The organism is Bradyrhizobium sp. LTSP849, from assembly GCF_000938255.1.
In the GTDB taxonomy this organism is placed as follows: domain Bacteria; phylum Pseudomonadota; class Alphaproteobacteria; order Rhizobiales; family Xanthobacteraceae; genus Bradyrhizobium.
Genome location: NZ_JYMR01000016.1, coordinates 93,999 through 120,819, shown reverse-complemented (window position 1 = coordinate 120,819; position 26,821 = coordinate 93,999). Strand labels below are relative to the sequence as shown.

The window sequence follows — 26,821 nt, the reverse complement described above, 5'->3', positions numbered from 1 at the left end:
ACAGGCCGCCCGCGCGCCGGGCAGCCCAAAAACAACAGGGAGAGATTATGCGCACCTTCGCGATCGCGGCGTCCGTCGCTGCACTGGCACTCGGCCTTGCCGGCCCCGCCAACGCCGACCCGATCATCATCAAGTTCAGCCATGTGGTCGCCACCGACACGCCGAAGGGCAAGGCGTCGGAGAAGTTCAAGGAGCTCGCCGAGAAATACACCGGCGGCAAGGTCAAGATCGAGGTCTATCCGAACTCGTCGCTCTACAAGGACAAGGAAGAGCTCGAGGCGCTTCAGCTCGGCAGCGTGCAGATGCTGGCGCCGTCCAACTCGAAATTCGGCCCGCTCGGCATCCGTGAATTCGAGGTGTTCGATCTGCCCTACATCCTTCCCGACCTGAAGACACTGCGGAAGGTGACGGAAGGCCCGCTGGGCTTGCGGCTGCTCAAGCTGCTGGACTCCAAGGGCATCACCGGCCTTGCCTATTGGGACAACGGCTTCAAGCAGATGAGCGCGAACAAGAAGCTGGTCACGCCCGCGGATTATCAGGGCGTCAAGTTCCGCATCCAGTCCTCGCGTGTGCTCCAGGCGCAGTTCAAGGCGCTAGGCTCGCTACCGCAGGTGATGGCCTTCGGCGAAGTCTACCAGGCGCTCCAGACCGGCGTGGTCGACGGCCAGGAGAACACCTGGTCGAACATCTATACGCAGAAGATGCACGAGGTGCAGAAGTACATCACCGAGACCAATCACGGCTACATCGGCTACGTCGTGATCGTGAACAAGAAGTTCTGGGACGAACTGCCGGCCGACATCCGCGACCAGCTGTCGAAGGCGATGAAGGAAGCGACCGACTTCAATAACGCGCAGTCGCAGAAGGAGAACGACGACGCCTTCGCCGAGATCAAGAAGAGCGGCAAGAGCGAGATCATCAAGCTCACGCCGGAGCAGGACGAGGCGATGCGCAAGGCGATGGAGCCGGTCTACAAGGACGCCGCAAGCCGTGTCGGCCAGCCGCTGATCGACGAGTTCCTGAAGGAATCCAAGAGCACGACCAACTAATAAACAAACGATGAATAACGAGCTTCCGTGCGATCCGCACGGAAGCTCTTTTTGTTACGAATGATGTCAGACTGCGGCTGAACGGACGTTCAAGTGCGTTACATCTGCGAAAGAACGCCTTCCCTGTCCAAGTTGTAAGTTGCATGAGAGGCGAACGACCCTCATCTTCATGATATCCTTCCAGAGGAGGTTCTTATGAGGAAGTTCACCGTCGCCGCCATCGCCGCGCTCAGCATCGCCGGCTCGGGCGCGGTCTATGCCCAATATCATCGCCCGTGGATGGAGCACTTCCGCCACATCCGCATGAACCCTGAAGACCGCGCCGCCTTCGTCGACGCGCGGATCGCCGCGGTCCATGCCGGGCTGAAGCTCACCGCCGACCAGGAGAAGCTGTGGCCGCCGGTCGAGACCGCCGTGCGCGACTTCGCCAAGCTCCGCATCGACCGCGCCAATGCGCGGATGAATGCCGGCCCCGGCGATGCCGCCAAGGACGGCAACAAGGATGCCGACAAGCCGGAGGATCCGGTCGCCCGGCTGCGCCAGCGCGCCGAGGACATGGGTGCGACGTCGGCGGCCCTGAAGAAGATCGCCGATGCCGCCGATCCCCTCTACAAGACCCTGGACGAGGGCCAGAAGCGGCGCCTCGCCCTCCTGACCCGCCACCGCGGCCCGTTCGGCGGCGGCGAAGACGGCCCGCCCCGCCACTTCATGGAGCGTGGGATGGATCGCATGATGGAACGTGGCATGGACCGCTTCAACGGCGGCGACCGTTTCGACCGCGATAGCGGCCCGGACCGGGAAGGCCGGCTCTGAGCGATCCGGGATTCCCCGGGATTAACCCTCGCGAAGCCGCTGGAATCCAGCGGCTTTTCGCATTTTTGGGCCTGTGGAATAACCCTTGGAAAACCTGCGCCGCATCGCTTGCCATACCCGGATCGCTTTGCTAAACGACCGGCCTCGCAAGGCATTGACCGCCTTTCGGGCGCATAGCTCAGTTGGTAGAGCAGCTGACTCTTAATCAGCGGGTCCCAGGTTCGAGCCCTGGTGCGCCCACCAAGCTTTTCAATGGCTTGGCGACCTCGCAAGAGAGCCATTCCGACAAGCGGTCAGCGGCTATTCCGACAAACCGGCTGTCTTTGTTCGCTCCTCGCGACGCTTCTTCGTGCCCGAAATGAGCTGTTTGCGCGTGCGCTTCGCGTATGTCGGGAGCTGTCTCGCGGACCGGTGCCGTCCGGCCGCGCGCAATTCAGCATCCGTGAGATCGCTGTCGGCTCCCTCAGTGAAGCCGCCGTGGCGGAAGGATGTGAACGAGAGTTCTTCTCGAAGCCCGGCGGAACGGATGATCTCCTTCACCACATCCCGGAGATAGCGAAGATCCTTCTTATCGGTGATCCAAGGTAGCGGCGTGCGAGATCTACGGTGGGCGTGATCCCGCCGGAAAACGAGTCCTGAGACTGTCGTCTTCTTGATTTCGTCGAGTTCGGCCATCAGCTCCGGGAAAAGGGCTTCGCCAGCCTCGTCGAACAGCGGCCACCACGCTTCCTCACCGTTCTTGGGATGCACGATCTTGACGCTGTTCGGGCGCTCCTTGGGTCGATAGTGAGCGATCTCGAAGGCTCCGAAGACGTGCTCTTCCCGCTGCAGCCATTCCCAGGTCACAAGCGAGGCCGTCGCCACCGACCGATATCCAAGGTCCTTTGCGGCGGCTCGGAATGCAACGAGATCTTCCCACGTCGCGGTCGGCGTCTCGCGCACGGCCTGACCGGGAGCGCGTGCCTTCAACCCCATGCGCGAGAACGGATTGATGGCTGGAACCCTCTTCTCGTCTGCGCGCTGGCCGACGAACCACGCCCGCCGGCAGGCGACCATCGCGGCATTCGCGAAGCGGCGGCGTTCTCGCCTTACGACGTTGCCATCTGCGTCCTTATCCTCGACGACGAGCAACTTCGCATACACCGCGTCCACGAATCCTTTCGTGAAATCTGAGATCTGCTTTGAGCCGGTTCGGGTGCCATCCTTCAGCCTGTGGTTGGCGAATAGCGACAAGCCTTGCTCGTAAAGACGCTGTGTCTTGTGATCGATCTCCTTCCACTTCTGGTGCGCCTTGAATACGCCCGCTAGCCAGTCAAACGATCCTGGCGTCACGGCTGCCGGCACCATGTCCGTCAGCCCGCGAGAACGCCAGCTATCGAAGGCCGGCAAGAGGACGTTCTCCGCACGATCGACGGCGGCCACGTAATCCTGCCCCAATGCTTCAGCTTCAATTTGGCAACCCTGTGCGCGGGCCCACGTCGGCGGTTCAAAAAAGTATGCCCATCGGCCATTCTTCAACGGCTTTCGCCGGCAATAGCGCGGAAGCTTCAATGCTGTGCGAGGCGGTTTCATGCGAGTGACGCCAAGTCTTGTTTTGCGGGACTATCCGAATCTGGCTCGAGGAAATTGTCAATGGCGGCCTTAGACCAGATTGGTTCTCTGGCGCGTCCAATTCCGTGATAGCCGATCGGTAGGGGCGCCTCACCCCGGCTCACCCCACGCGCCAGCTCACCTGTATCACGATAATCAAGATATGCGGCTGCCATATCGGCACGCATAACCGTGGGCCATGCGCCGGTCGAAGGATAGCGGGCGGGGAGGGGAGAGCGTGGCGACATCGCGCTTTCCTCGAGTCCGTTACTTGCAAATCGAACCCGAGTTGCACAATTCCGCTTTTGGCGGCTTCCGTCCACAACGCCCGGTCACTTTTCGCCTCCGCGCTCCGTCGACTGATCAGGGACAGACAACAGCGACCATGAAAAGCCACGTCGGCGAGCGTGCGGGCATTCGGCTAGCCTTGAGTGCGAATAGGACGGCGGCCCGAGCAGTGGCGTGTCATCGCTTTTACGGTTGACTACCCGAACCCTGAGCGATGCGTCTGGCGCGGAAAATGGTGCAGCTTGATCATTCTTGCCTCGGTGACTGCGGTCATCGAACCCGCAAACGGACCGTTATGAGCGGCAGGATAAAGGATGCGATCGTTGATTTTGCTGCATTTTCGTTAGCGTTCGACCGCGTTCATTGTGCATTGGTGAGGTCCTTTTGCGGCAGTTGTGGCGAACGGAGGCCTGTCGCTCATTGTGCGGACCTTCTGCCTCATAACCTGAAGGTCATAGGTTCAAATCCTATCCCCGCAACCAAGATTTGATAGCAGTATCAATGAATTAGCCCGCCTCTGGCGGCCTTTTTCATTCCTTACAAACCCTTTTCAAGCCGTACGAAAAGAAACCGTTGTTTACCAATCGGTTAGCGGCATTCCGACCGGGATTCCCAGCCGCTTCCAAAAACTCCACGGCACAAAAATGGCACAAAATGGCACAAAAATTTTGATCGAAAAGGGTCGAATGAGGGGGCTCATTTTGCGGCTTTACGCTGGTCTAGAGGACGAAGTCGACAATCATTGGGACGCTCTCTTCAAGGCGGCGCTCCTGTCTACGTTACTAGCAGTCGGCAGCGAAGTGGGAGCCGGCTCCGACACCGGCAACAGCGGTGACATCATCCAAGCTCTTCGCCGCGGATCGAGCGATAGCATAAATCAGACCGGCCAGAAGATCGTTCAACGCAACCTCAACATCCAGCCAACGCTAACGATAAGGCCGGGATTTCCGGTTCGCGTGATCGTGAATCGCGACCTCGTGCTAGAGCCTTACAGAGGGTGAGGAAAGAAGATGGCCAAGCTTAAGATTAGAGCGCTTGCTGACGACAAGCCTGTCAAAGTCACCGCTGAATTACCGGCTGCTGTGCATCGCGATCTCGTCGCCTATGCGGGGGCCCTCGCACGTGAAACCGGCCAGCCGGTCAATGATCCGTCAAAGCTCATCGCGCCCATGCTGATGCGATTCATGGCGACAGATCGGGGATTTGCGAAATGGCGTCGTGCAGTTCATTCGCGAGAAACTGGAGAGGGGTAACGTCCGGCTAGCAGTTTTAGAAAGCCGTGAAGGGCTGGGTTCTCGTTGTCGCCTCGCCAATGTGCTGAAAAGCTCAGGTAACTCGGCCGCGTCCCGTCGTGCAATTCGCGATAAATCAAACCGGCAAAGCGCACCGACATGGATCCGGCGGTGGCGCTGGTCGCCGAGCTAGTGCGCGCGGTCGCGCCACGACTGCGCAGTCAGGAAGCTAGATAGTCCGACTAACTAAGAGCAACTCGCCCTGGTCCCCTCCAGCCGTGGTGCTCGCGAGCGCCATCGCCTTCTGGTTTTGAACGAATCTGAGCCCTTGTCCCGTTTGCGGAACGCGGTACAGAAGCGATTTCGTATCGGCAATCACATGCCGCACAACTTCGTTCATGGTCGAGCGTAGTGCGTATCAATCCGCCGCCCTAGTGGCCGCTAACGGCAAGAATATCGTATCTACGATTTCGACAATCAGCTCTTTTGAAATAGGCTTGCGCGTCATAATCACTTCGTGACGGAGAAGGTCGAGCGGCAGCGACGCTACGCGCGACGTCAATCTACTCTGATCAAGTTCGCCTCTCGCGACACCGCGCCGTAACACCTGTTCGAATTTGTTCTCGCCGACCAGACGCCCCCGAAGATCGGCTATGCTGGAATTGGTCTCCGCAAAATAGTCGTTCATGGTCAGAACGACATTTATCACGGTGCTGGCGCCTCGTTCCGAGAGCTTTTGCAGAACAAAAATCAATTCGGCCCGCACGTTTCCGAGGTCGGGCATTTCGACGGGATTAGCCCTATTGTAATGCGCCAGCGCGGCGACGGCCAGATCGGCACGGCTTGGCCAACGGCGAGCCAAAACAGGGCGGCTCGTTCCCGCCCGCTTCGCCACCGCTTCCACCGTGAAGCTGGAATATCCAACCTCCAGCAGTTCGGCCCAAGCGGCGCCAAGGATTGCTGTCTCAAGCGCGTCCCCGCGTCGTCGACCCTTCTTCGTCTCCACACCGCCCCCTTTAGATGCACGAGTGATTCTAATTGACGCCCCGCTTTCGGAACAATAAGAAACATTAATGCATCTTATTAGGTTTGCGCGCAACGTGCCAGCCCAAGCCCGTTCGTTGATTGACTAGGAGGCCGAATGACGAAGGTGGCGATACTCGATGACTATGCCGGGGTCGCGCTTGACCTCGCCGATTGGTCACCGGTGCGGAGCCGGGCGCAGGTGGCCGTCTTCGACCATCACCTCTCCGAGAATGAGGCCGTCGAGGCGCTGCAGCCGTTCGACGTCATCTGTACCGGGAAGGAATGCGGTCGTTTATGCGACCGACGAAAACAGTCTGGCGTACGCATTCCTGGTCTTCAAATATCCGACCTCGCCGTTTCGCAAGAGCCTTACCGACGCGGACAAGCGCAGTCTGTCCGCCCGTATGTTCAAAGGGGTCGACGGGTGGATCGTGCCCCAAATGGTGGAGGCGATGTGCAAGGCCGAGGACCTGTTCTTTGACTCGGTCAGCCAGATTCACATGCCGGTCTGGTCGAAGGGGCGCGTCGTGCTTGCCGGTGATGCGGCGCACGCAACCTCCTTCATGTCGGGCCAAGGGTCGAGCATGGCGCTGGTCGGCGCCTATGTCCTGGCCGGCGAGATCGCGACCAATGCCGACTACAGCTCTGCCTTCGAGGCTTATGAAAAGCTGGTGCGGCCCTTCGTCGAGATGAACCAGGCTCTGGTAGATGAAGGCAAGCGGATCATGATCCCGGACACCCAGGAGGAAATCGACGTCCGCAACGAGATGCTCCGGAAGATGGCGGCCGAGGGAAGCAAGGTTCTTGAGAAGGACAGCTCCCGTCAGATTCACAGCGCACTTACTTTGCCCGACTATGCCTGATGCCAGACGCGCCGGGCGTATTGCCGGACGGCATCGTCGAAGCGGGTCACCAGCCCAGGTTATTCTCGTCCTGTCTGGTGCCGGCCTCGACGCCGACGCTGAGCAGCCCTCGACAGCACGGCGGCCTTAAACAGCATGCCCAATGATTGTCGACCTCGTCTCCGAGTCCGGCATAGCTACCTGTGTCGGCGTTCGGCTGGCGCTCCAACACGATAGCCGTCCCGTCTGGCAGGATGGTGTGCGATCGCTATGACGGCGCACCTCCTATTGCGAGAGCAGTTTCCTGTTCCACGACACGGATTCACAAGAAGAACGAGGGTTGGTTCAAGAAACACCCGAAGGTGCATTTCCATTTCACCGCGACCCGCTCGTCGTGGCTCGATCAGATCGAGACATGGTTCTCGATCCTTCAGGGTTGTCCACGGACCGCGGATTTGCAAAGGCGCAACCAGTCAATCATTCCCCGAGAACCGGCGGGGGCGAGGGATAGCGTTCTGTTAACAGGCTGAGGAAGCGCTTCAGAGCCGGATTTTCATTGTCATCACGCCAATGCGCATAGAAGTCCAACCGGCTTGGTCCCGTTCCGTCCTGCAGCTCTCGATATACCAAGCCAGCAAAGCTCGCTCCAATATCCGATTCCATCACGAGGCTGAGCCCCATGCCCATACTTATCAGGCTCTTGATGATGCCTCGGCCAACGTCGTGACGTTCGATCTTGGGGCGGTCCTCAGGTAGTACGAGCTTCGAGATCAAGAGAGTCTCAAGCTCTCTTCCAGGATCATACTGACTTAAAAGGATCGTTTCGTTACGCAGATCGGTCCAATAGACGATCTCACGTGGTGCTAAGCTGTGATCCTGAGGCAGCGAGATCAGGATGCGTTCGCTCCAGAGCGGCAATGCAATGGTGTCCTTCGAAAGCAGGCGTCCAGGGCTGACGACTACATCGACGGTCCCGCTACGAAGGGCAGTCATTAGACGAAGGCGAGAGCGTTCCACCGTTGCCAATTCGATCTGCGGGAGCCGCTTCTTGAATTCCCCCAAAGTAGCTCGCAGATTCCCGGCCGAAATGGATGTGCAGAAACCCATCGCCAGGCGACCAATTTCACCGCGACCACTAGATTGGCCCGCGTCGACAAGGGTATCGACTTGTTCCAAAATCAACCGTGCAATTCGCAGAACCGCTCGGCCAGCGAAAGTAGGCTTGACTCCTCCGCTTGAGCGCTCAAACAGCGAAGTCCCGACCACATGCTCGAGCTGACCGATAGAACGGCTGAGGGCGGTGTGCTTGATTGAAAGCATTTCTGCGGCTCGACGAAAGCTTCCGTAGTCACAAGCGACAACGGCTAATCGAAGCTGTTGCAGCTCAATAGCTCTTGTTGCGTTCCGTCGATTGTTCCTAATCTCAGTTTCCGTCATTTTCGTAGCTCGGGAGCAAACCGCAAGACACGGTGTCCCCGCTCTAGGCGGGGACGTTTCGTTGGTTGGCATGGATCGTTCTAGGCGGCAGCAAAGATTACTGGCGTCCAAAGAGCCGGCGCCGAAAGACCGCCAGCCCTACGAAGGTTGGAGAGAATCTCACGCGAAATGACAAGGTAACCCGCCACGGCAGAGGTACTGCCAATTGTAGAAGGATTGCTAATGCGCCGCAGGGGCCAACCGGCGCGCCGAAGGATTCTTTCCATTCGGACATCTGTGACGGTTACGATATCAGTGAGCTGCCGCGAAAGCCCGAACTCGACCATTCCCGCAAACAGCTCGTAAGCGGCACGAGTGATGCCGTGATCTCCTTTCGGGGCGTTGGTAGCAACATCGATTGCGAATCTACTACTTTCCCAGACGTGAGGAGTTGACGGCGCGGGTTGGCCATTAAGAAGCGCGGGAAAGGTGTCGCGAAGCATGGTCGAACCAAGTGTGGGGAGTAGGCGTACCGAACCTTGCACTTGGCCGTTGTCGGATAGCTGCGTTAGGTAGGCGGGATGCAGCGCATCGAAATCGTCGATCTCCATATCGCCGCTGGTTTGAACGTCCCATTCCATGCGGAGCTTGAAAACACGATGTCGCAGCCGATACATCTCAACGAGAGTGTTGGAAAATTCCCCGTAAGAAGATTGCGTGATGAGCTGAATCATAGATCTCTCCAAAGGTCGACATCACCTCCTTTAGAGCGGACCATTGGTCAGATTCATTACCTGCAGTTGTAGGGGATGTGCGTCCTATTTTCGCTTATCTTTTTTTGCAGCGGCTAGGTGCGTCGCCGCTTGAACAATGGTCCGGACCCCTAGCTTTTTCTTCGCGCTTTCTAGGTAGTATGCTACGGTGTTGCGCGAGATGCCGAGGATGCGTCCGATCTCCCAGGCGCTCTTACCTTGAGCCGCCCACTCCAGGCATTCGAACTCGCGGCGAGATAATCTAATTCCGCCTACGGCCTGATCGTTCGCGAGAGTGCGACGAACGTGAGTATGAAAAAACAGTGCCATTAGCTGAAGAACGCGTGCTTGCGACTGGACGCGATCCTCGAAGACTGAACTGCGTCCGCGGGCCGCGAATGTCAGAGCAGCCACCGGGCCGCGACCATCGTGGATTGGCACTGTAAATCCCATGCCAATTCCAAACTGAGCCGCTTCGTCGAGCAACTGCTTCTGGGCCGGCGAGCTTTGGCTGGAGGCAACTCCCCGTCCCCATTGAAACGGCTCGGCCGTCCGAAGGGCTCGGATGATGACAGGGTCTATGAGCTCATACCGGCTTTGAATATACCGAAACGTCCACTCCTTTGGATATGTTGAGATCAGACGAGGTTTTCGATCTCTGGTGTCTGGGAGTGCAAGATAGGCGAAGCATGACAGTTCGAGAGCACTGGCGACTGCCGCCATAGTCTGTGAAAACTCAGCGGCGTCGCGCGCTTCCGCCAACGAATCAATGAATTGTTGAAAGATGCGATGCATTGGGTCGCGCTTTACGCCGCTCCTGCCGGAAACGTCGATCATCGCCAACGCTGGCAACATGGAGCCGGTTGTCATCGATCTCGCCAGATCGATTCATTTAAAGAGCTCGCGTAGCGTTCTTCAATCGAATAAAAAACCACGCGTTGCGAAAACGTTTCGGAGGATACACTGCTCGAATCGGAGCGATCTGCTAGGACTCGATCACCCGGCAATCTGATAACGGCCAAATGGTTGGTCTGGTGACTCGCGCGGTGGTCAACCAATGAACCCTTTAGAGTTCATTTAACAGTAGACGCAAGCATATCACTTCCGTCTTTCAGCAGTCGCACGAATGTTCCACTCATGTGAAGCTGAAGCCATCCTTTCTCGACGGCATATCTGATACCGGCGCCGAACTCAGGCCCGCTGGCCTTCAGGGAGTAAAGGAACGGCGCGTTCAACTTCTCTATGTGAATGCGACCGTCTTGGACCGGTACGATGCTCGCAGCGAGCTCGACGAGCTTGCGAGCTGCTGCCTCTGGATCGGCATAAAGATGAAGCTCAAGGCGTTTCATGTGGCAACTTGATCTGCATTCAGAGCGTCGATCTTCGATTCGCTAGACGGTCAACGCCTGAAAGCGCGCCCTGTGGGTTGTTCGTGCTGGCTACGCTCGAGCCATCGCCTCTGCTTAACGAGTTCAACTTGAAGTTCGATTCGACCGGCCCAAACTTCATTGTGCATTGACGAAAAAAGTAGATGCCAGGCTAAGGAGGTTGATGGTGCGCGTCGGCACTTCGCCGATAATTCACGATAGTTCTTAGAGGAAGAGAGGATGTCTGACATCCCCATTGCGCCGTAACAGCGAGCAAGCTCTTCTATCGCTCGCGAAAGGAGGTTCAATCGAATAAATCGAAACGGTATGTGAGTTTGAGTCGGCGCCAAGTGCATGCCCTCGCTCGGAACTCGAACATCGTCTCGCATCAACATGCTCTCGAGCGAGCCCCTTGGTCGGCCCCGATGGCCGCGACCGCGTTGATCGGCGGTTACACGGAAAAATGCCGGATACTAAGGGCGAAGTGCGGCCGAGCCTTTCAGAATATTTGAAGGGACGGGCAGCAGTATTTCGGCCCGCGGAGCCACCTATCCCGGCAAAAAAATTCACATGTCGTTGCGTTCTATTCGATTGTAAGCGACCGGAATTTTTCGAAATTGATGACAAGATGAAATCGGGACCGATCATCGGCGGGGCAGAAATTGTCGGCCACCAACATCTGTTCAGAGAACGTTAAGGCGGTCTCCCGTTGTGGAGTATCGCGATCTTGGTCGGCGACAAGGACGCTTTGGCAACAAGTCGTCCCATACTCAAAAGGATCGGAATGACTTCGCAATTTGATGAGCCTCCGGCGAAACTGTTTGCTCTTGAGATCGACGGGGAAGTCAAGATCGAATTTCGTACCAAGGCCGGTGCCGAACGCGCGGCCGTGGAATTGAAGCGCCGGTTTCAAACCCTTCAGATCTGCGTGTATGAGCAAGAGCAGGACTTGGAATGAATTCAGGATGTAATGCGCCGACAATTTCCTGGTGCCGTTGAAGGACCGATTGGTCGAGATCAGGCATTGTAAATGACATCGATTTAAATCGTTTTGATCGCGAGTGAGCACCGCAGGAGGCGGCAACTGCTCCACGATGTGGCTGGTTGCGGTGATGCTGTGAGCGCCGAGGCGCGTCATTACCAATGCGGGCCGGTCGGGCATCAAGCGAACAAAAGGGCGCGAGCTGTGAGAAAATGTCGAGACGCTATATTTGGGGCCAATTTGCCTCCGCGAGGGGCCGAGCATTTCGAAGCTGCAAGCCGTTTGCTGACCGACGTAAAGTCGTTAATATAGCGAAAATACGTGAGCTCTGGTATCAGGAAGGCCGCAGTGACCAAAGAACGAGAGTTGCCTCTCATCGCGCTTCGAGCGTTCGCCGTCGCCGCACGAGCTCACAGTCTAAGTTCTGCCGCGAAAGAACTGGGTGTGACTCACGGAGCGGTTAGCAAGCAAATTCGAGCGCTGGAGAGTTGGCTTGGCCAACACGTGTTCACTCGTGAGGGGAGGGGTCTTACCCTTACTCCCTATGGCAAAATCCTCGCGGAACAATTGGGGCAATCCTTCAAGGATATCGGGTCCGCTTGCGAGTATGTGAGACGCCAGCGTAGTAAGACTGTCCTTGCCATAGAAGCCCCGTCCACATTCGCAATGTACTTTCTAATGCCCCGACTGAAGCGTTTCGAGGCGCGCTACGACAACGTCTCCGTCTGGATCTCAACACGTATGACCGGAGAGACCCCCGACATATCGGCTAATGACCTTGTGATAACGAGGGGTATAGCTGAACGAATTGGATCGTACCTCAAGAATACCACGACGCTTTTTGCCGAGAACCTGACGCCCATCAGCGCAGAAGTCCTTCTGCAACGCCGCCCCCTTAAGAAGCCGGCCGACATACTGAGGCATTCTCTGATAACGTCGGCAACGCGGCCGGGACACTGGGAAGCATGGCTGCAAGAAGCCGGGGTGCGAGACTATCTGCTCGAAGGCGGCCATCGGTTTGACCACATGTTCGTGGCGATTCACGCGGTGCGCGAAGGGTTGGGGTCAATTGTTGCACCCAAAGAGTTCTTCGTTGGCCCGAGCAGATGGAAGCTGCGCTGCCCGTTTCCTGACATTGTGGTAAAAGGAGAGCAGTATTTCGCGCATTCTACTTCGAGAGCTGATCCCCGACATGTCAACCGCTTCGTTGATTGGATGAAAGAAGAGATCGGCAAGTAGGGAACGAGAGCTGCATCTGCCGGACGCGATATGCATGCTGTCCCGGTCGGCCTGTGTGTACGCTCGTGCGATGAAGGCGCGGATAACTTTCCTGGCGCCAGTCGATCCCTGGTCCGTGTTCCCCGAATTATACTCGGAGCCTCTCCCGCCGAGCGAGCACGCGGTTGGTCCCCTATTGTGCAGTTGAGACTAGAATTCACATATCGGTGCATTTTATTCGATTGAAACTCACCGCCTCAATCGAGAATGTGCCGCCATGCTCAAGACTCACGCCCTACGGGCGATCATCTTTGATCTGGACGGCACGCTCGTCGACAGCGCGGAAGATATTCGCGCCGCGGTCAACTCGCTCTTTGCCGAAATCGGCCTGAGACCAATCACGGCGGTCGAAATCAGGGTCATGATTGGCGATGGCGTGCCCAAACTAATCGAGCGAGCATTGGCGGCGGCACATGCGATGCCCATGGACAATCTGGATCTCGTCCGCCGGTTCCTCGAGATCTATCAGCCCAATCCCGCCAGATTTACGCGCCCCTATCCTGGGGTTGTCGAGACCCTGACCGAGCTGAAACGTCGTGGCGTCCAGCTCGCGCTTGTGACGAACAAGCCGGTGATCGCCACCAAGAAGATTCTCGGCGCTTTGTCGATGTCGGGCTTCTTTCCGGTGGTGGTGGGCGGCGATAGCGTCCCGTTCCGCAAGCCCCATCCGGCTCCGATTCTCGAAGCGGTCAAACGATTGGGCGTCCAGGTCGACCGATGCATGATGGTGGGGGACAATTTTCATGATGTCGAAGCAGCCCATGCTGCCGGCATGCGGTGTACGGCCGTGACCTATGGCTATCATCACCGGTCTCCGACCGAGTTTGGCGCGGAACACCTGGTAGATCGCTTCGATCAGCTGCTGGGGCTCGTCCAGACGATCCTCCCTCACAATGAAACGATCAACAATGCTGTGCCAACAGGCGCAGCTTCATCCACCTCATCCAAGCAGGAGTCCTACCCATGAACCAACGCCTTTCCCCTTCACAAATTCCCGGAACGGGAGTTGAAGTGAACGGACGATATTACGCGGCGCCCAAGCGTCCGACCGTCGTGATCTGCGTCGACGGCTTCGATCCAGCTTATCTTGAGCATGGCATTGCGAACGGCACGTTGCCGACGATGAAATCCTTCAAGAAACATGGATTCGCTGCGGTCGCAGATTGCTCGATGCCGAGCACAACCAACACGAATAACACCTCTATCGTCACCGGTGTTCCGCCGGTCGTGCACGGGATCAACGGAAACTATTATCTCGACGCCGAAACCGGCGAGGAGATCATGGTGACCGATGCCAAGCGCCTCAGGTGCGGCACGATCCTAGGCGCGCTGAGCCGTGCCGGCACCAAGACGGCCGTTGTGACCGCCAAGGATAAATTGTTGAAGGTGCTCGCCTACGAGATGAAGGGGATCAACTTCTCCTCGGAGTACGCCGGCAAAGCCAATCTGGCGGAAAATGGCATCGAGAACGTCGAAAAGCTGGTTGGCCGCGCTACGCCGGACCAATACTCGGCAGATCTCTCACACTTCGTCTTCGACGCCGGCGTGAAGATCTTGTCCACCGAGCAGCCGCAACTGATGTATCTGTCGACTTCTGATTACGTCCAACACAAGCACGCGCCGGGTGAGCCCGAGGCTGATGCGTACCATCAGGCCGTCGACAAAGCGGTCGCATCCCTCATCGCGCTCGGGGCAACGGTTGCGATCACCGCCGACCACGGCATGAACGACAAGTCCGCCAAGGATGGCACACCGAACGTGGTGTACCTAGAGGATGAACTCAATTCTCGGTTTGGCAATGGCTCGGTGCGCGTCATTTGTCCGATTGCCGACCCCTTCGTTCGTCATCACGGAGCTCTCGGATCCTTTGTTCGGGTGCACCTGCAAAAGGCCGGCGATGTTCAGGCGATGATCGCTTTCACCAAGACATTGCCGGGGATCGAGCTGGTCTTGGACAAGCAGCAGGTGTGCAAGCAGTTCGAGTTACCCATCGACCGTGAGGGAGATTTCGCGGTCTTCAGCGATCGGCATACCGTGGTCGGTGCGCGGCGCGAAGATCATAATCTCAGCCAATTGGCCGGCCATCGGCTGCGTTCTCACGGTGGCCTCGGCGAGCAGAAGGTGCCATTCCTGATCTCTCGTCCAATCAGCGAAGAGTACAAAAAGAAGGCGGATGCCGGACCGCTGCACAACTACGACATTTTTGATTTTGCGTTGAACGGGGTCGCGGACTAAGCGCGTGAGTTCCTATCGAAAGCGACGGTCCGCGATCCGCGGACCGTCCATTCGCTCACCGTTCGCGGTGGTCGTGCATGAAACCGCTGGCAGACCGGTCGTCTGCCTCCTCCCGATAGACTTGGCCGCCGCCCCAGAGGGCAGCGGCCACTTTTCTAAGTACCGTCCCAATCGGTGCTAGGTCGTACTTTGGAGTATTTCCGACTGTGAGACATGGTCCGACAGGTAAGGCGGCGCGATACCATTATTCTCTTTCCAGAAGACAAATCATGCGGTCCCAAATGACGAGCCAAGTCTTGCGCGTGGCGGCCGATTCGATCCTTGTGAGCCGGATCATCATCCCCAGGCTGCAGACTTTCAGGAGCAAATTCCCTTTTCTATCGATCCAAGTGAGCACAGAGGAACGGTGCCGAGGTCTGGGTGAAGCAGACGTCGCGGTTTGCCTGGGCAGCCCCTCAAACAGCGAAATGTCGGCAAGATCGATGGGCAGCTGGCCCCTGACGATGGCTGGGGCCCCCAACTATTTGCAGACATATGGTGTACCGAGAGTGCCGACGGATTTGTCTTCACATCATTTCGTCGGGGGGGACATTCCGAAAGATGTGCGCCTCACTCTAACGAAACGCGGAAGAAATCTCTCGGTTCGGCTTGCTGGACCGCTCACGGTCACGGATACTGAATCAGCGCTGGCTGCCGGCATCGGTGGCATGGGTCTGGTAATTTCCGCTCAACCGATCCTTCGTCATGACATTAAAGAAGGGCGTCTCATTTCGGTGCTGGCAAGCTGGGACATTGGGGTGATAGAGGCCCACGTGCTTGTCCAAGAAGCCCTCTCCCCGGAGGCTGAGGCGTTTGTCGAATTCCTTGTCGATACCATGACGGAACACTGAGGGCAGCCATCAGGTATCTTTTAGATCAGAAGCGAAGCTGCGACCAGATCCTCGATCGCGCTACCTACGGATTTGAAGAGCGTAATCTCGTCAAGGCTAAGACGTCCCGCGGAGGTCCCGGCGGCGAGTTGATGAAGATCGGCGCAAACGTCGTCGGCGCTCCAGCGGCCAGCGGCGATTGGTTGAAGAAGATCGCCGGCTTCGGTCAACGCTCCTGCGATAGTATCGACGAACACCCGGCTGCGGCATACTGCGTCATCGTCGCTCTCTCTCATATCTGGTGTAAAAGCGCCTACCAGATCGAGATGCGTCCCTGGCCGCAGATGTCGTCCTGTCACAATCGGTTCGCGGGAGGTCGTTGCGCAACTAACGATATCCGCCTCATTCAGAGAAGTTATGAGATCGTCTGTCGCTCGGGCGTCAAAACCCATCTTGATCAACTCATTTGCAAGCGTGATCGCGCGCTGCCTGCTCCTGCCCCATACGATGATCTTGCTGATTGACCTCACGGCTCGATGAGCCTCGGGCAAGCATGAAGCCAGGCGACCTGTCCCGACGAGCAGCAAGGTCGAGCTGTCCGAACGCGACAAGTAGCGTGAGGCCAGCGCGGAAGTTGCGGCCGTTCTCCGGTTCGTCAGCGCCTCGCCATCTATGATTGCGCGTGGCTGGCCCGTGACGGCGTTCAACAAAACATACACGGACGAAACTGCCCCGAGACCGAATGCGGCGTTTTCGGGGAATACGGTTACAAGCTTCACTCCTAAGGAGTGGCCTCTTTCCCAAGCCGGCATCGTCAAAAGATGACCGGGACTTCTCGTCGTCCCGACATCATAGCGTTGACGGACGGGCATGCGTTCGCTCAGGGAACGAAAGGCCTCATCAAGAGCATCGATGAGCCGGGGATAATCCAGCCCCGCGTTGATCTCCGGAGCAGTTAAATAGGGTAGCACGCGGGCTCCAATAATTTTGATACAAGATCAAGTCGCGTCCCGGACATCGATCACCTTTTTAGCGCCGCTTAGGTTCGGCATCGGCGAGCTATCGGCCGGTCAAAGCCTCGCTTCGGCGCGCATGAGCATTCCGAAGAGGTCGCGGGGGTCGTCGGGATCTGCCAAAAGATCCAACGGCTCGTAATCTGTTGTGTCGCGCAAGAGATGACGGACGTAGCGCAAGGCCGAGAAATCCTCGATCGCAAAGCCGACCGAATCGAACAATGTGATCTCGTTGCCTGAAGTGCGGCCAAGGTATTCTCCAGAGATGACGCGATGGAGCTCAACGACCGCGTGGTCTGAGGGAAGTTGCTGGATCTCTCCCTCAATCCTGGTTTGCGGCTCGAACTCCACGAAAATACCGGATCGGCGCAGGATATCGGGATGCAGCTCCGTCTTGCCGGGACAGTCGCCACCCACGGCATTGATGTGTGTACCGGGCCCGACCATGTTGTCGATCAAGATAGTGGCCATCTGCTTGTCTGCCGTGACCGTGGTAATGATCTGGGCATGCTCGATAGCCTCTTCCGGACTGCGCAAGATCTTCGGCGAGAGGCCCGCCTTCGCCAAGTTGCGAGCGCACTTTTCGCTGGCGGAAGCATCGATATCGAACAATCTGAACTGGTCGACACCAAGAAGGGTCTTGAACGCGAGTGCCTGAAATTCGGCTTGCGCACCGTTTCCGATGATCGCCATCGTCCTGGCGCCCTGCGGCGCAAGATATTTGGCCGCCATGGCTGACGTCGCCGCGGTCCGTAACGCGGTCAAAAGGGTCATCTCTGAAATCATCACTGGATAGCCAGTCCAAACTTCGGATAGGACACCGAATGCCGCGACCGTCTGGCGTCCGCTTCGCCCGTTATAGGGGTGACCGTTCACGTACTTGACGGCGTATAGCTCTCCGTCGCTCGTCGGCATCAGCTCAATAACGCCGTCTCGGCTGTGAGCCGCAAGACGAGAATGCTTCTCAAAGGAGTTCCAGCGGCGAAAGTCGTTTTCAATAGTCTCCGCGAGCTCGGCCAGAAATCGCTCGATGCCGGTCTGCAAAACGAGTCGCATCATCCGCTCGACGCTGACGAAAGGTACGACGTTGAGCGGCGGCGTGGGCAGCGGGACGGCAAGTTGAATGGCAGGCATTACGGAGCCTCAAATTCGCGCGATTTGCTAGGACGATTTAGACGCACAAGGAATCACCAAGCTGCGTGATAAAGTCTCCACACCGCTGCAATTCGCTGAGCCGAATGTATTCGTCGGGGCGATGGGCCTGCTCGACGGAGCCTGGCCCGCAGACGACTGCGGCAATACCTGCACGCTGGAAATGCCCAGCCTCGGTTGCGTACGGTACGGTGCAGGGTTGATCTCGTTTGGCCAGTCTTAGGGTAGTGGAGACGGCGGCGTGCTTTGCGTCCGTCGAAAGAGCGGGGAGCATGCAGGTAGTTGTCGTCGATATATCCACGGTCGGCTGCAATGCGGTCAAGGTGGCCGCAGCCCAGGCATCGAGCTTTTCATTTACCAGTCCGTCGTCGACCCCCGGGACGCTTCGGACCTCCCATTCGAACGTGCAATCGCTGGGAACGACATTGGCGGCCGTCCCACCGTTGATCCAACCGACATGCACAGTTGTGAAGCTAGGGTCGAAACGCGCATCTTTGAGGCGATCTGCCTGCAGCTCGGTTGCGGCACATCTGAGGAAGGTCATTGCCTCGTTGGCGATATCGATGGCATTGACGCCGTCGGCGGGCCGCGAAGCATGGGCAGCGATCCCACTCACCTTTGTTTGGTAGCTCACGAGGCCTTTGTGAGCGATAGCGACCTGCATTTCGGTCGGTTCGCCGATGATTGCGTGAGAGGGGCGAGGTAGGTCACGGCCAAAACTCTCGATGAATGAGAGTGAGCCGATACCGCTGGTTTCTTCGTCGTAGGATAGAAGAAGATGAAGAGGCCTCTTGAGGGGACGCTCTCGAAGTCTGGGAAGTGCGGCCAGGGCAGCGGCACAAAAGCCCTTCATGTCGACGGCGCCGCGGCCTACGAAACGATCGCCGTCACGACGCAGCAAGAACGGGTCCGAAGTCCAAGACTGGCCCGTAACCGGCACCACATCAGTGTGGCCCGAGAGCACGACGCCGTCATTGATCATCGGCCCGACAGTCGCGAGTATCGCGACTTTTTCTCCGGTCGGATCTTCCGATATTTCGAAGGGTATATCGTACGCGGTCAGATAGTCGCGGACATACGCCGAAAGGTCCTTGTTTGACCTCTCGCTGATCGTGTTGAAGGCGATCAAGCGCTCAAGAATGTCTCCCATTCGCGACAAGCTCTCGCTCAGTGCGCGGTCTCCCGGTTGTTTCATGGGTTCGCCTTTCCGCGCCGGTTTCGCTTGCGGCTGGGCTGTTTGCTTCCGCCAGCGCGCCCGACTTCAACAACATCCAAGACTGGCGACGCAGCCGCGAAAGAAAGTTGTCCGAATATCGTGCAGTGCAGCACAAAATTTCACCTTGACGTGAGGATGGGTGGCTTTGTATTTGAGCTGTATAGATACGTCAACAGGTCTAGCTACCTAGAAACTAGGATAGGCCTCTTGGGAAAAGGGCTCCGGCAATGCTGCAGATCCAAGGTCTTACCAAAACCTACGGTGCTCTCAGCGCGGTTGATGGTGTCTCGTTGTCGGTGGGCAAAGGCCAGATGGTCGGGATCATTGGCAGGTCTGGAGCGGGAAAATCCACGCTCCTGCGCCTCATCAATCGCCTCATCGATCCAAGTTCGGGATCGCTAACCTGGGACGGCCGCAACATTGCTCGTCTTTCAGGAGCGCATCTGCGGGCCTGGCGCGCGCAATGCGCGATGATCTTTCAGCAGTTCAATCTGATTCAACGTGTGGACGTCATCACTAATGTGATGATCGGCGGCGTCTCTCGTCGGTCGTCTTGGCGAAATCTGCTCGGTGTGTTCTCCGACGATGAGCGCCGACAGGCGTACCGCCTCTTGGATGAGCTCGACATGTCAGCTCGAGCGCTTCACCGGGCCGACGGGATCTCGGGTGGTCAGGCGCAGCGCGTAGCCATCGCGCGCGCACTCATGCAGAACCCCCAAATCATTCTGGCAGATGAACCTGTCGCTTCACTGGACCCAAGGAACGCCAAGGTGGTGATGGACGCTTTGCGAAAAATCAACAGGGAGCGCGGGCTGACGGTTATCTGCAACCTGCATAATTTGCATACCGCTCGTAACTACTGCGATCGCATCATTGGCATGGTCGATGGACGGATCGCGTTTGAGTGCTCCCCGACCGAACTTAGCCCGGCCAGGGTGAGCCAAGTCTATGGCGTCGCCTCCGAGAGCGAGCTCGACGCTTCATTGGCTAACGTCGATTAGCCGCCGGACACCCCCGAAAGTTTCAGGAGTAGGGATCGATGCAAACTCGGCGAGATGTTCTCCGGCTGTCTGCTGCTGCTGCGCTAGGCCTGCAACTACCCAATGCAAAGGCCGCGGATGATTGGCGCACTCAATTTCCAGAGATACGATTTTCCGTTCGCCCCAACGAGAATGCAGAGGGGATGAGCCGGTGGGGCGAAATGGCCGAATATTTGGCTTCCGCCCTTCGTACGAAAGTCGTGGTTCGACAAACAACGGACTATGCAGGCACGATCGAGGCGTTGCGGTCCAAACGGCTTGAATTGGCCTATCTCGGCGCCGCCGGCTATGCCCAGGCGTGGTTGGTGACACAGGCAAATGTGGAGCCAATTGCGGCCGTGGTCGCCGCTGGCGGTGACACCGGCTATTATTCGATGATCATCGTCAAGAGCGATAGCAACTATCGCACCGTTGATGACCTGCAAGGCAAGACGCTGGCCTATACGGATCCGAACTCGACCAGCGGATTTGAAGTGCCATCGTTCTTCCTACGCAAGGAGGGGAAGGATCCTTCAAAATTCTTCGCGAAGACGGGTTTTGCTGGAACACACGAGAACGCTGTGATGGCGGTCTATAACGGTACCTACGATGCCGCCGCAACCTGGTACACGGCGGAGACGAGAACCAACGTCACACGGATGGAAAGCAAAGGGCTTATTCCGCCCAACGCCGTCCGCCTCGTCTGGAAGTCTCCCAAGATTGAGGGGGATGTGTTCACCGCACGCTCCGACCTGCCAAGCTCGATGCGCTTAGACATTCAGAAAGCGTTGCTTGATCTTCCGAAAGCTGACCCCGCGCTTCTGAAGCGCCTTGGGGACGGCACATACGAAGGAATCGTTACCATCACCCACGATGACTACGTTCCGATCGTCACGATGATCAGAGAAAACCTCGCTGCGAAGCGGAAGCAGTGACCAACTGAGTATCCTTATGTCCTGGTCATCCCTGATAGAATTCGAAGAAGTTACGAGATCAAAGCGTGCCCGCGAGCTGATCTCGGCGACTGGCGCAGTCGCTGTATTTATCGTTCTGTTGGCATTGTCGGCCCGCATCGGCGAAGTGAGCCCGCAGGCACTCTTGGACGGCGCTTCCGCGGCGGCAGACTACATCGGAAGGATGGTGCCGTCGCTCCACTTCAATACCGTCGGACCGGATCTGAAGAGTTGGTATTGGTCTGCCGGCACTTGGCTCAATGCGTTATCGGACACGATTCTCATCGCATTCTTGAGCACAGTCATTGGATTCGTCATCGGAGCCCCGCTTAGCTTCGTCGCCTCACGAAACTTGACGAGCGGCTGGGCCTACTTCGTCGTTCGTCGCTTGCTTGAGCTGATTAGAACGGTTCCCAGTCTGGTGTACGCAATGGCCTTTGTGCTCGCCTTCGGACTCGGGGCGACGGCGGGTATTTTAGCGGTGGCTCTGCACTCCGCTAGCTCGCTCGGCAAGTTGTTTTCGGAAGTCAACGAGACTGCGGATGGCAAAACATTCGAGGCCGTTCAGAGCGCCGGAGGTGGATGGTTTTCTGTCGTTCGCTTTGCTCTGTTGCCGCAAGTTGCGCCAGCTTACGTCAGTTATACACTGCTCCGATTTGAGAAGAACATCCGATCGGCAACCATCATTGGCTTGGTCGGCGCTGGTGGAATAGGGCAGGAATTATTCGTCGCAATTCGCTCTTTTCAGTATCAAGACGTCAGCGCAATCGTGCTCATGATCATCTGCACCGTCATGGTTGTGGATATGACCTGTGACCGCGCGCGTCGGCTATTCACATGAACGCTGAATCAAAGCGGGACGATCGCATGCCAAATAGTGCAGTGGCCATAATTGCCGTCGAACCCGGCGATAACGCATCTGCTGGGCAGACTCAGCCCAGCAACCTCGCACTCTCTGAGATTCTTATCGCTCACCGGCGTACCCGACAAAGGCGCGTTGCACTGCTGCTTCTCGGGCTCGCTGTCTTCATCGGTGCCGCATATAAAGTTGGCTTGAATCCCCTGTCGATGGCGCGTGGGCTCGAGAAGCTTGGTGGCTTTTTGAGGTCGATGGTACCGCCCACGGCGGGAGGGCACTTTTCCGAACTCCTGTACGCCTTGGGGCAGACCGTCGCGATGGCCTTCGTCGGGACGGTGCTTGCCGCTGTGATTGCGATTCCGCTCAGCTTCTTGGGCGCTAGTAACGTTGTGGGGGTCTGGCCTCTTCGTTTCGTCGTTCGACGCCTTTTCGACTTCGTTCGGGGCGTTGATGTGCTCATCTGGGCGTTGATTTTCGTCAGCGCTGTTGGCCTAACGCCTTTCGCCGGCATTATGGCAATCGCCATTGCCGACGGTGCAGTCCTCGCGAAAGTCTTCTCTGAGATCATCGAGCAGATCGACAACAAGCAAATCGAGGGCGTGCAGTCCTGTGGTGCAGATCGCCTGACTTTGCTGCGCTGGGCGTATGTTCCTCAGATCCTCCCGCTCTTTCTATCCAACATACTCTACTATTTCGAAAGCAACGCACGCTCGGCGACGATCCTTGGCGTCGTCGGCGCCGGTGGATTGGGCTATGAGCTCTCGGAGCGGATGCAACTGCTGCTTTGGGATCAAGTCTTTATGGTCGTGCTGATGATTCTGGCGGTTGTCACCTTGATTGACTTCGCGTCACGAGTTGTTCGTCGCCAGATCGCGTGATCTGCGTCGAACTCAACACCTCTAATGTCGGGTACTAAAAGGAGACTATAATGACAAAGCCATGCGACCTCAGCGCTGTTGAGGCGCGGCGACTCATCGGATCCCGCAAACTCTCTCCGGTGGAGCTTCTGGAGTCATGCATCGAGCAGATTGAGTGGGTGAATCCTGCAGTCAATGCTATCGTTACGAAATCCTACGAGCGTGCGCGGCAGGAGGCGAAGCGCGCGGAAGTCGCCGTGATGAAGGGGGAAAAGCTTGGACTCCTTCACGGTCTACCCGCCGCCATCAAGGATCTCAACGAAACGGCGGACATTCGAACGACTTTTGCGTCGCCACTTTTCAAGGATCACGTGCCGAAGGAAGACGAAGCCGTCGTCGCTCGGATGCGAGCGCAAGGTGCCATTATCCTTGGCAAGACAAACTCGCCGGAATTCGGAATCGGATCGAACACGGTAAACCGCGTTTTCGGACAGACGGGAAACCCCTTCGACACGACAAGGACCTGCGGAGGCTCATCGGGGGGAGCCGGCGTCGCCCTTGCCACCAATATGGTTCCGATCGCGAACGGCTCAGACTCCGGCGCAAGCATTCGCAACCCCGCGGCGTTTTGCGGCGTCTTCGGATTGCGGCCTTCGCCAGGACTTGTACCCTCCGAGCGGCGAACAGTGGGGCTAACCACGAACGGTGTCCAAGGCCCGATGGGGCGGGACGTACGTGATACGGCTCTCCTGCTCGGAGCCATGGCGGCGTACGATCCCAGAGACATGCTTTCGACGCCGGTAGATCCTGTCTCCTTCATGAATCTTCAGCCCGTAGATATTTCCGGCTTGAGAGTCGCAATTTCGGAGGATCTAGGCTTCGCACCTGTTGACGAAGACGTTCGGGAAACGTTTCGGAAAAAGATGCGACACCTTGACGGCACGTTTGCGCGCCTGGAGCCGTACGCCGTATCGATGGAGAATGCAGAACGCGCCTACTGGGGCGTTCGAGGGCTCTATCTCCTTGCCGGTATGAAGGACCGTTTTGAGAAGTACGGCGATGAGCTGGACCCCAACATTGTCTCCAACATGAATGAGGCGTTGGCAATGTCGGGAGCCGACATCGCCTGGTCGATGGCCGAGCAGACCCGAATTTACCGCGAATTTCAAAAGATTTTCACCAGCTATGATGTGTTGATCGTGCCCTCCGTGAATGTCTCTCCCTACAAGCACGCGATTGGCTTTCCAAAGGTTCTGCAAGGCCGTCCGGCGCAACACTATGCAGAATGGTACAGCATCACGTACGGCATCACGCTTGTCGGGCATCCGGCTGCTTCGATTCCGGCCGGTCTCGACTCACAAGGGACGCCCTTCGGCCTTCAGGTCGTTGGGCCGCGCAATGGCGATCGACGGGTACTGGAGATCTGCCTCGCGCTCGAGAGCCATTTTGCACAAAGCACCGAACTGCGGCGGCCGTTGCCTGATGTGCGGAAATTGGCGGCCGGTCCAAAGCTCGGAGCCTCTGTCGCGGCATGAGCACACGACCTCAAGACCGGGCTGATGCCGCAAACTCGGTCATAACGCGGCAACAACATCGATTGGTCTCGCCTCCGCGGAAGGCGCAAGCATTGCTTGCGCCTTCCGACCTGCCGCCGCCTGTCTTGGCAGAATTGTTGCGCGACGGCCTCGCAATCAAGCGCGGTACGGTCGATGTTTCACGCGCGTTGGCCAATCAGCGCATTGCACTGCTCTTTCAAAAGACGTCGACCCGGACACGCTGTTCCTTCGAAGTCGGCATATGGGACATGGGGGGCTGCGCATCCGTCATCGACTGGAACACGAGCAACTTTATCTTGTCCGATCTTGAAGACGAAATTCGAGTGATTGCGAGATATTATGATGCGATCGTTGCCCGCGTGCGCAACCATTCAGACTTGGTGACGATGCGCGACGCCGTCGATGTTCCGATCATAAACGGACTGAGCGATCTCCATCATCCCTGCCAAGCGCTCTCCGACTACATGACTATGGCGGAAGTCTTCGGAGATCTGCGCGGGTTGAAGGTTGCGTACGTTGGGGATGGCAATAACGTGTGTGCATCGTTGCTTGAGGTAGCATCCGCCTATGGCGTCTATTTGACGATCGCCACGCCACCAGGATACGAGCCATCTCCGGACTCTCTCGCCAAGGCCGGCAAGTTCGCAAAACTATCAGCTAGCTCGGTACACGCCGTTACCGATGCCGACGTCATATACACCGATACTTGGGTATCGATGGGTATGGAAGCAGAGCGCGATCGAAGGCTCAACGCCTTCTCCGGTTATCAAGTCAATAAAGAGCTTGTTGCACGCGCCCCTAGCCACGCGCTTGTCATGCATTGCCTCCCGGCGCATCCGGGTGAGGAGATCAGCAGTGACGTTCTGCGCGGCGCGCGGTCGATCGTTCTCGACCAGGCGGAGAACCGAAAATACATGCAGATGGCATTGTTACGCTCGCTCGTCGGTTAGTTCGGGGGAACCAGCCATTTCTGCATGACCGTTCGAGGAACAGTTTCATACGCCAGCCTGTCGTAGAATTTGACGACCGCTGTATTGGTTTCGCGGACGAGCAACATGACCTTGCGAACGCCTCGCCGGGCGAGCCAGCTTTCGGCCGCCGTAACCACGGCAACGCCGAGCCCCCGCTTTTGATGATCGGGATCGACGGATACGTACCAAAGCCAACCACGGTGACCATCGTGTCCCACGAGCACAGATGCGATGATCGCTCCGTGCTCGCGTACAACAAGGACGTCCGAATTGGACTTTGCAACGGCGAAGTCGAAGTCATCGCCGGGATCATTGTAGCTTGCGACGAGGCCAGCTCGCTCCCAAAGGCGAACGATCGCCTCTCGATCGGCATGGGACGCTCCCTCGATGGGCGGGAGGCCAGTCGTTCCATCAGGTGTTGAATCCATCGCGCTGCCTTGCTACCTGTAGAGGAACATAGATAGGTATCCGGATTCGCATGTCAACACAATCGCTTCCCGTCCACGAACGCCGAAAGGGCACTGCCGTTTGGAAGCAGGTCGAGCAGGTACTCATCGGCGAAATATGGAGTGGGCAGTTCGTCCCCGGTGACAAGCTTCCAAGCGAAGCGGCCCTTGCTGAGCGGTTTGGCGTGAACCGTCACACGATCCGCCGCACCCTTGCGGAACTCGTCAGCAACAAGATTGTCCGCGTGGAGAATGGACGAGGTGCGTTCGTTCGTCAGGATGTGCTCAACTACCAACTAGCCTCGTCGACGCGCTTTTGGGAGGCCGTGGCTCTTGGTGGCCAATCATCCAGTGTGGAGCTCATCTCGTCCGGTGTAGCTCCAGCGTCAGGCGCAGTTGCGCATGTGTTGCAAATTGACGACGGAATACCAACCGTATTTCTCGATTCCATCGGCCGCGCAAATGGGGAACCGGTTCTCATTGCGCGTCATAGCTTCCCGATGGACCGTTTTCCGGATCTCATCGAGCGTTACCAAACCGAAGGATCAATTCGCGCTGCTCTTTTGTCCTACGGAGTGCACTCGAAGCGCCAGAGGGTCCGAGTAATGGCGCGGATGCCAGATCAGGAGGAAACGGAAGTGTTCGGATTGCCGCATCCAATACTCGTCGTTGAAAGTACTTATGTGGATCAGGCAGGTGCTCCTGTCGACTTCGGTGCATCGCGTTATGCCTCGGGCCGAGTTCAACTTGATATCGAACTCGATGAAAGCGTGCGCAATATCGGCGCGGAAGTCGTTAATCCGAAGCGATGATGGCGATGCTTTCTATAGGCGTGTGATGGATGATGACTACGTCGCCGATCGCGGCCTGCCCAGAGCTCAATTCGTGGAACGAACCGCAATGGAACGCGCTGGATCCGTCCCCGACTGTCGCCATCGGTGACAGATTTCTGGAGGCACGACTCCAGGACACGCATGCCTATGACGAATGGGAATGCTTACGAGAACACCACAAGCCGCACTAGCTGACCGCGAAGCTGT

At 57.5% G+C, this 26,821-nt stretch carries 27 protein-coding genes, 1 tRNA gene and 2 pseudogenes; 18 read left to right on the top strand and 12 right to left on the bottom strand.

What is annotated here, in order from left to right:
* Nucleotides 1-47 precede the first annotated feature (47 nt).
* The 3 genes from UB31_RS12390 to UB31_RS12380 all read left to right on the top strand — a co-directional run bounded on the left by UB31_RS12390 (nucleotide 48) and on the right by UB31_RS12380 (nucleotide 2,105).
* Nucleotides 48-1,049: a TRAP transporter substrate-binding protein gene (locus UB31_RS12390; RefSeq protein WP_044999889.1), complete on the top strand. Its 1,002-nt coding sequence runs from the start codon at nucleotides 48-50 to the stop codon at nucleotides 1,047-1,049.
* A 195-nt stretch (nucleotides 1,050-1,244) separates the two neighbouring features.
* The gene (locus tag UB31_RS12385) at nucleotides 1,245-1,862 is read left to right on the top strand and encodes a Spy/CpxP family protein refolding chaperone (protein ID WP_044999888.1); all 618 of its coding nucleotides are present in this window, start codon (nucleotides 1,245-1,247) and stop codon (nucleotides 1,860-1,862) included.
* Nucleotides 1,863-2,029: 167 nt separating this feature from the next.
* Nucleotides 2,030-2,105 (top strand) — tRNA-Lys (locus tag UB31_RS12380).
* A 57-nt stretch (nucleotides 2,106-2,162) separates the two neighbouring features.
* Here UB31_RS12380 and UB31_RS12375 read toward each other — a convergent pair.
* The gene (locus UB31_RS12375; protein WP_156175314.1) at nucleotides 2,163-3,434 is read right to left on the bottom strand and encodes a site-specific integrase; all 1,272 of its coding nucleotides are present in this window, start codon (nucleotides 3,432-3,434) and stop codon (nucleotides 2,163-2,165) included.
* 950 nt (nucleotides 3,435-4,384) lie between these two features.
* Here UB31_RS12375 and UB31_RS12370 point away from each other — a divergent pair.
* Entirely contained in the window at nucleotides 4,385-4,741 is a 357-nt protein-coding gene (locus tag UB31_RS12370) for a TraB/TrbI/VirB10 family type IV secretion system protein (protein ID WP_045011029.1), read from the top strand.
* 9 nt (nucleotides 4,742-4,750) lie between these two features.
* The gene (locus tag UB31_RS12365) at nucleotides 4,751-4,993 is read left to right on the top strand and encodes a DUF2274 domain-containing protein (protein ID WP_045011028.1); all 243 of its coding nucleotides are present in this window, start codon (nucleotides 4,751-4,753) and stop codon (nucleotides 4,991-4,993) included.
* Here the strand turns inward: UB31_RS12365 and UB31_RS42555 are convergent.
* A pseudogene (locus UB31_RS42555) lies at nucleotides 4,966-5,124 on the bottom strand (LysR family transcriptional regulator); the annotation flags it as partial. The gene UB31_RS12365 and the pseudogene UB31_RS42555 sit on opposite strands and share 28 nt — an antisense overlap.
* A gap of 266 nt (nucleotides 5,125-5,390) precedes the next feature.
* Entirely contained in the window at nucleotides 5,391-5,978 is a 588-nt protein-coding gene (locus UB31_RS12360; protein ID WP_045011027.1) for a TetR/AcrR family transcriptional regulator, read from the bottom strand.
* 178 nt (nucleotides 5,979-6,156) lie between these two features.
* On the opposite strand from UB31_RS12360, the gene UB31_RS42820 reads away from it, so the two are divergent.
* Together UB31_RS42820 and UB31_RS42540 are read left to right on the top strand one after the other, a co-directional pair.
* Nucleotides 6,157-6,861 (top strand): FAD-dependent monooxygenase, encoded by a 705-nt coding sequence (locus tag UB31_RS42820; RefSeq protein WP_283806080.1) that lies wholly within the window; start codon nucleotides 6,157-6,159, stop codon nucleotides 6,859-6,861.
* A 302-nt stretch (nucleotides 6,862-7,163) separates the two neighbouring features.
* Nucleotides 7,164-7,277: pseudogene (locus tag UB31_RS42540) on the top strand (IS630 family transposase); the annotation flags it as partial.
* A 40-nt stretch (nucleotides 7,278-7,317) separates the two neighbouring features.
* Here the strand turns inward: UB31_RS42540 and UB31_RS12350 are convergent.
* The 5 genes from UB31_RS12350 to UB31_RS41390 form a co-directional block, all read right to left on the bottom strand.
* On the bottom strand, nucleotides 7,318-8,277 hold the full coding sequence (locus tag UB31_RS12350; protein ID WP_044999881.1) for a LysR family transcriptional regulator: 960 nt from the start codon (nucleotides 8,275-8,277) through the stop codon (nucleotides 7,318-7,320).
* 80 nt (nucleotides 8,278-8,357) lie between these two features.
* Nucleotides 8,358-8,990 carry an acyl-homoserine-lactone synthase gene (locus UB31_RS12345; RefSeq protein ID WP_044999880.1) on the bottom strand — a complete coding sequence of 211 codons (633 nt, stop codon included), beginning with the start codon at nucleotides 8,988-8,990 and terminating at the stop codon, nucleotides 8,358-8,360.
* A gap of 84 nt (nucleotides 8,991-9,074) precedes the next feature.
* On the bottom strand, nucleotides 9,075-9,803 hold the full coding sequence (locus UB31_RS12340) for a helix-turn-helix transcriptional regulator (RefSeq protein ID WP_044999929.1): 729 nt from the start codon (nucleotides 9,801-9,803) through the stop codon (nucleotides 9,075-9,077).
* Nucleotides 9,804-10,081: 278 nt separating this feature from the next.
* Nucleotides 10,082-10,357: a hypothetical protein gene (locus UB31_RS12335; RefSeq protein ID WP_044999879.1), complete on the bottom strand. Its 276-nt coding sequence runs from the start codon at nucleotides 10,355-10,357 to the stop codon at nucleotides 10,082-10,084.
* A 601-nt stretch (nucleotides 10,358-10,958) separates the two neighbouring features.
* Complete coding sequence (locus tag UB31_RS41390; RefSeq protein ID WP_044999878.1) at nucleotides 10,959-11,537, bottom strand: hypothetical protein; 579 nt, start codon at nucleotides 11,535-11,537, stop codon at nucleotides 10,959-10,961.
* A 168-nt stretch (nucleotides 11,538-11,705) separates the two neighbouring features.
* On the opposite strand from UB31_RS41390, the gene UB31_RS12325 reads away from it, so the two are divergent.
* The 4 genes from UB31_RS12325 to UB31_RS12310 all read left to right on the top strand — a co-directional run bounded on the left by UB31_RS12325 (nucleotide 11,706) and on the right by UB31_RS12310 (nucleotide 15,760).
* On the top strand, nucleotides 11,706-12,596 hold the full coding sequence (locus UB31_RS12325) for a LysR substrate-binding domain-containing protein (RefSeq protein WP_044999928.1): 891 nt from the start codon (nucleotides 11,706-11,708) through the stop codon (nucleotides 12,594-12,596).
* 256 nt (nucleotides 12,597-12,852) lie between these two features.
* Nucleotides 12,853-13,602, top strand: coding sequence for a phosphoglycolate phosphatase (gene gph, locus UB31_RS12320; RefSeq protein ID WP_063775627.1), 750 nt, complete (start codon nucleotides 12,853-12,855; stop codon nucleotides 13,600-13,602).
* Nucleotides 13,599-14,870 (top strand): phosphonoacetate hydrolase, encoded by a 1,272-nt coding sequence (gene phnA, locus UB31_RS12315; protein ID WP_044999877.1) that lies wholly within the window; start codon nucleotides 13,599-13,601, stop codon nucleotides 14,868-14,870. Before gph ends, phnA begins: the two co-directional genes overlap by 4 nt.
* A 281-nt stretch (nucleotides 14,871-15,151) precedes the next feature.
* Nucleotides 15,152-15,760 carry a LysR substrate-binding domain-containing protein gene (locus tag UB31_RS12310; RefSeq protein WP_197087098.1) on the top strand — a complete coding sequence of 203 codons (609 nt, stop codon included), beginning with the start codon at nucleotides 15,152-15,154 and terminating at the stop codon, nucleotides 15,758-15,760.
* A 20-nt stretch (nucleotides 15,761-15,780) separates the two neighbouring features.
* Here the strand turns inward: UB31_RS12310 and lhpI are convergent, their stop codons facing one another.
* The 3 genes from lhpI to argE all read right to left on the bottom strand — a co-directional run bounded on the left by lhpI (nucleotide 15,781) and on the right by argE (nucleotide 19,099).
* The gene (gene lhpI / locus UB31_RS12305; protein ID WP_044999875.1) at nucleotides 15,781-16,710 is read right to left on the bottom strand and encodes a bifunctional Delta(1)-pyrroline-2-carboxylate/Delta(1)-piperideine-2-carboxylate reductase; all 930 of its coding nucleotides are present in this window, start codon (nucleotides 16,708-16,710) and stop codon (nucleotides 15,781-15,783) included.
* 99 nt (nucleotides 16,711-16,809) lie between these two features.
* A complete protein-coding gene (gene ocd / locus UB31_RS12300) occupies nucleotides 16,810-17,886 on the bottom strand; it encodes an ornithine cyclodeaminase (RefSeq protein ID WP_044999874.1) in 1,077 nt (358 codons plus the stop codon).
* 37 nt (nucleotides 17,887-17,923) lie between these two features.
* Complete coding sequence (gene argE / locus UB31_RS12295) at nucleotides 17,924-19,099, bottom strand: acetylornithine deacetylase (RefSeq protein ID WP_082078503.1); 1,176 nt, start codon at nucleotides 19,097-19,099, stop codon at nucleotides 17,924-17,926.
* A 248-nt stretch (nucleotides 19,100-19,347) separates the two neighbouring features.
* Between argE and phnC the strand changes: the two genes are divergently transcribed.
* From phnC to argF, 6 genes are all read left to right on the top strand, one after another.
* On the top strand, nucleotides 19,348-20,121 hold the full coding sequence (gene phnC, locus UB31_RS12290) for a phosphonate ABC transporter ATP-binding protein (protein ID WP_044999873.1): 774 nt from the start codon (nucleotides 19,348-19,350) through the stop codon (nucleotides 20,119-20,121).
* 38 nt (nucleotides 20,122-20,159) lie between these two features.
* On the top strand, nucleotides 20,160-21,074 hold the full coding sequence (phnD, locus tag UB31_RS12285) for a phosphate/phosphite/phosphonate ABC transporter substrate-binding protein (protein ID WP_044999872.1): 915 nt from the start codon (nucleotides 20,160-20,162) through the stop codon (nucleotides 21,072-21,074).
* Between the two features lie 16 nt (nucleotides 21,075-21,090).
* Entirely contained in the window at nucleotides 21,091-21,933 is an 843-nt protein-coding gene (gene phnE, locus UB31_RS12280) for a phosphonate ABC transporter, permease protein PhnE (protein ID WP_044999871.1), read from the top strand.
* Nucleotides 21,930-22,829 carry a phosphonate ABC transporter, permease protein PhnE gene (phnE, locus tag UB31_RS12275; RefSeq protein WP_050031526.1) on the top strand — a complete coding sequence of 300 codons (900 nt, stop codon included), beginning with the start codon at nucleotides 21,930-21,932 and terminating at the stop codon, nucleotides 22,827-22,829. Before phnE (UB31_RS12280) ends, phnE (UB31_RS12275) begins: the two co-directional genes overlap by 4 nt.
* Nucleotides 22,830-22,879: 50 nt before the next feature.
* Nucleotides 22,880-24,343, top strand: a complete 1,464-nt coding sequence (locus tag UB31_RS12270; RefSeq protein WP_044999870.1) for an amidase — start codon at nucleotides 22,880-22,882, stop codon at nucleotides 24,341-24,343.
* Nucleotides 24,344-24,435: 92 nt separating this feature from the next.
* On the top strand, nucleotides 24,436-25,314 hold the full coding sequence (gene argF, locus UB31_RS12265) for an ornithine carbamoyltransferase (protein ID WP_044999869.1): 879 nt from the start codon (nucleotides 24,436-24,438) through the stop codon (nucleotides 25,312-25,314).
* Here argF and UB31_RS12260 read toward each other — a convergent pair.
* Nucleotides 25,311-25,763 (bottom strand): GNAT family acetyltransferase, encoded by a 453-nt coding sequence (locus tag UB31_RS12260; protein ID WP_044999868.1) that lies wholly within the window; start codon nucleotides 25,761-25,763, stop codon nucleotides 25,311-25,313. The two genes, argF and UB31_RS12260, sit on opposite strands and share 4 nt — an antisense overlap.
* A gap of 50 nt (nucleotides 25,764-25,813) precedes the next feature.
* On the opposite strand from UB31_RS12260, the gene phnF reads away from it, so the two are divergent.
* A complete protein-coding gene (gene phnF / locus UB31_RS12255) occupies nucleotides 25,814-26,593 on the top strand; it encodes a phosphonate metabolism transcriptional regulator PhnF (RefSeq protein ID WP_045011025.1) in 780 nt (259 codons plus the stop codon).
* Nucleotides 26,594-26,821 lie beyond the last annotated feature (228 nt).

Excerpts from the sequence above, each read along its gene's own strand:
- UB31_RS12390 (WP_044999889.1), top strand. The coding sequence starts at position 48 with ATGCGCACCTTCGCGATCGCGGCGTCCGTCGCTGCACTGGCACTCGGC.
- UB31_RS12385 (WP_044999888.1), top strand. The coding sequence starts at position 1,245 with ATGAGGAAGTTCACCGTCGCCGCCATCGCCGCGCTCAGCATCGCCGGC.
- UB31_RS12375 (WP_156175314.1), bottom strand. The coding sequence starts at position 3,434 with ATGAAACCGCCTCGCACAGCATTGAAGCTTCCGCGCTATTGCCGGCGA.
- UB31_RS12370 (WP_045011029.1), top strand. The coding sequence starts at position 4,385 with ATGGCACAAAATGGCACAAAAATTTTGATCGAAAAGGGTCGAATGAGG.
- UB31_RS12365 (WP_045011028.1), top strand. The coding sequence starts at position 4,751 with ATGGCCAAGCTTAAGATTAGAGCGCTTGCTGACGACAAGCCTGTCAAA.
- UB31_RS12350 (WP_044999881.1), bottom strand. The coding sequence starts at position 8,277 with ATGACGGAAACTGAGATTAGGAACAATCGACGGAACGCAACAAGAGCT.
- UB31_RS12345 (WP_044999880.1), bottom strand. The coding sequence starts at position 8,990 with ATGATTCAGCTCATCACGCAATCTTCTTACGGGGAATTTTCCAACACT.
- UB31_RS12340 (WP_044999929.1), bottom strand. The coding sequence starts at position 9,803 with ATGCATCGCATCTTTCAACAATTCATTGATTCGTTGGCGGAAGCGCGC.
- UB31_RS12335 (WP_044999879.1), bottom strand. The coding sequence starts at position 10,357 with ATGAAACGCCTTGAGCTTCATCTTTATGCCGATCCAGAGGCAGCAGCT.
- UB31_RS41390 (WP_044999878.1), bottom strand. The coding sequence starts at position 11,537 with ATGCCCGACCGGCCCGCATTGGTAATGACGCGCCTCGGCGCTCACAGC.
- gph (WP_063775627.1), top strand. The coding sequence starts at position 12,853 with ATGCTCAAGACTCACGCCCTACGGGCGATCATCTTTGATCTGGACGGC.
- phnA (WP_044999877.1), top strand. The coding sequence starts at position 13,599 with ATGAACCAACGCCTTTCCCCTTCACAAATTCCCGGAACGGGAGTTGAA.
- UB31_RS12310 (WP_197087098.1), top strand. The coding sequence starts at position 15,152 with ATGACGAGCCAAGTCTTGCGCGTGGCGGCCGATTCGATCCTTGTGAGC.
- ocd (WP_044999874.1), bottom strand. The coding sequence starts at position 17,886 with ATGCCTGCCATTCAACTTGCCGTCCCGCTGCCCACGCCGCCGCTCAAC.
- argE (WP_082078503.1), bottom strand. The coding sequence starts at position 19,099 with ATGAAACAACCGGGAGACCGCGCACTGAGCGAGAGCTTGTCGCGAATG.
- phnC (WP_044999873.1), top strand. The coding sequence starts at position 19,348 with ATGCTGCAGATCCAAGGTCTTACCAAAACCTACGGTGCTCTCAGCGCG.
- phnD (WP_044999872.1), top strand. The coding sequence starts at position 20,160 with ATGCAAACTCGGCGAGATGTTCTCCGGCTGTCTGCTGCTGCTGCGCTA.
- phnE (WP_044999871.1), top strand. The coding sequence starts at position 21,091 with ATGTCCTGGTCATCCCTGATAGAATTCGAAGAAGTTACGAGATCAAAG.
- phnE (WP_050031526.1), top strand. The coding sequence starts at position 21,930 with ATGAACGCTGAATCAAAGCGGGACGATCGCATGCCAAATAGTGCAGTG.
- UB31_RS12270 (WP_044999870.1), top strand. The coding sequence starts at position 22,880 with ATGACAAAGCCATGCGACCTCAGCGCTGTTGAGGCGCGGCGACTCATC.
- UB31_RS12260 (WP_044999868.1), bottom strand. The coding sequence starts at position 25,763 with ATGGATTCAACACCTGATGGAACGACTGGCCTCCCGCCCATCGAGGGA.
- phnF (WP_045011025.1), top strand. The coding sequence starts at position 25,814 with ATGTCAACACAATCGCTTCCCGTCCACGAACGCCGAAAGGGCACTGCC.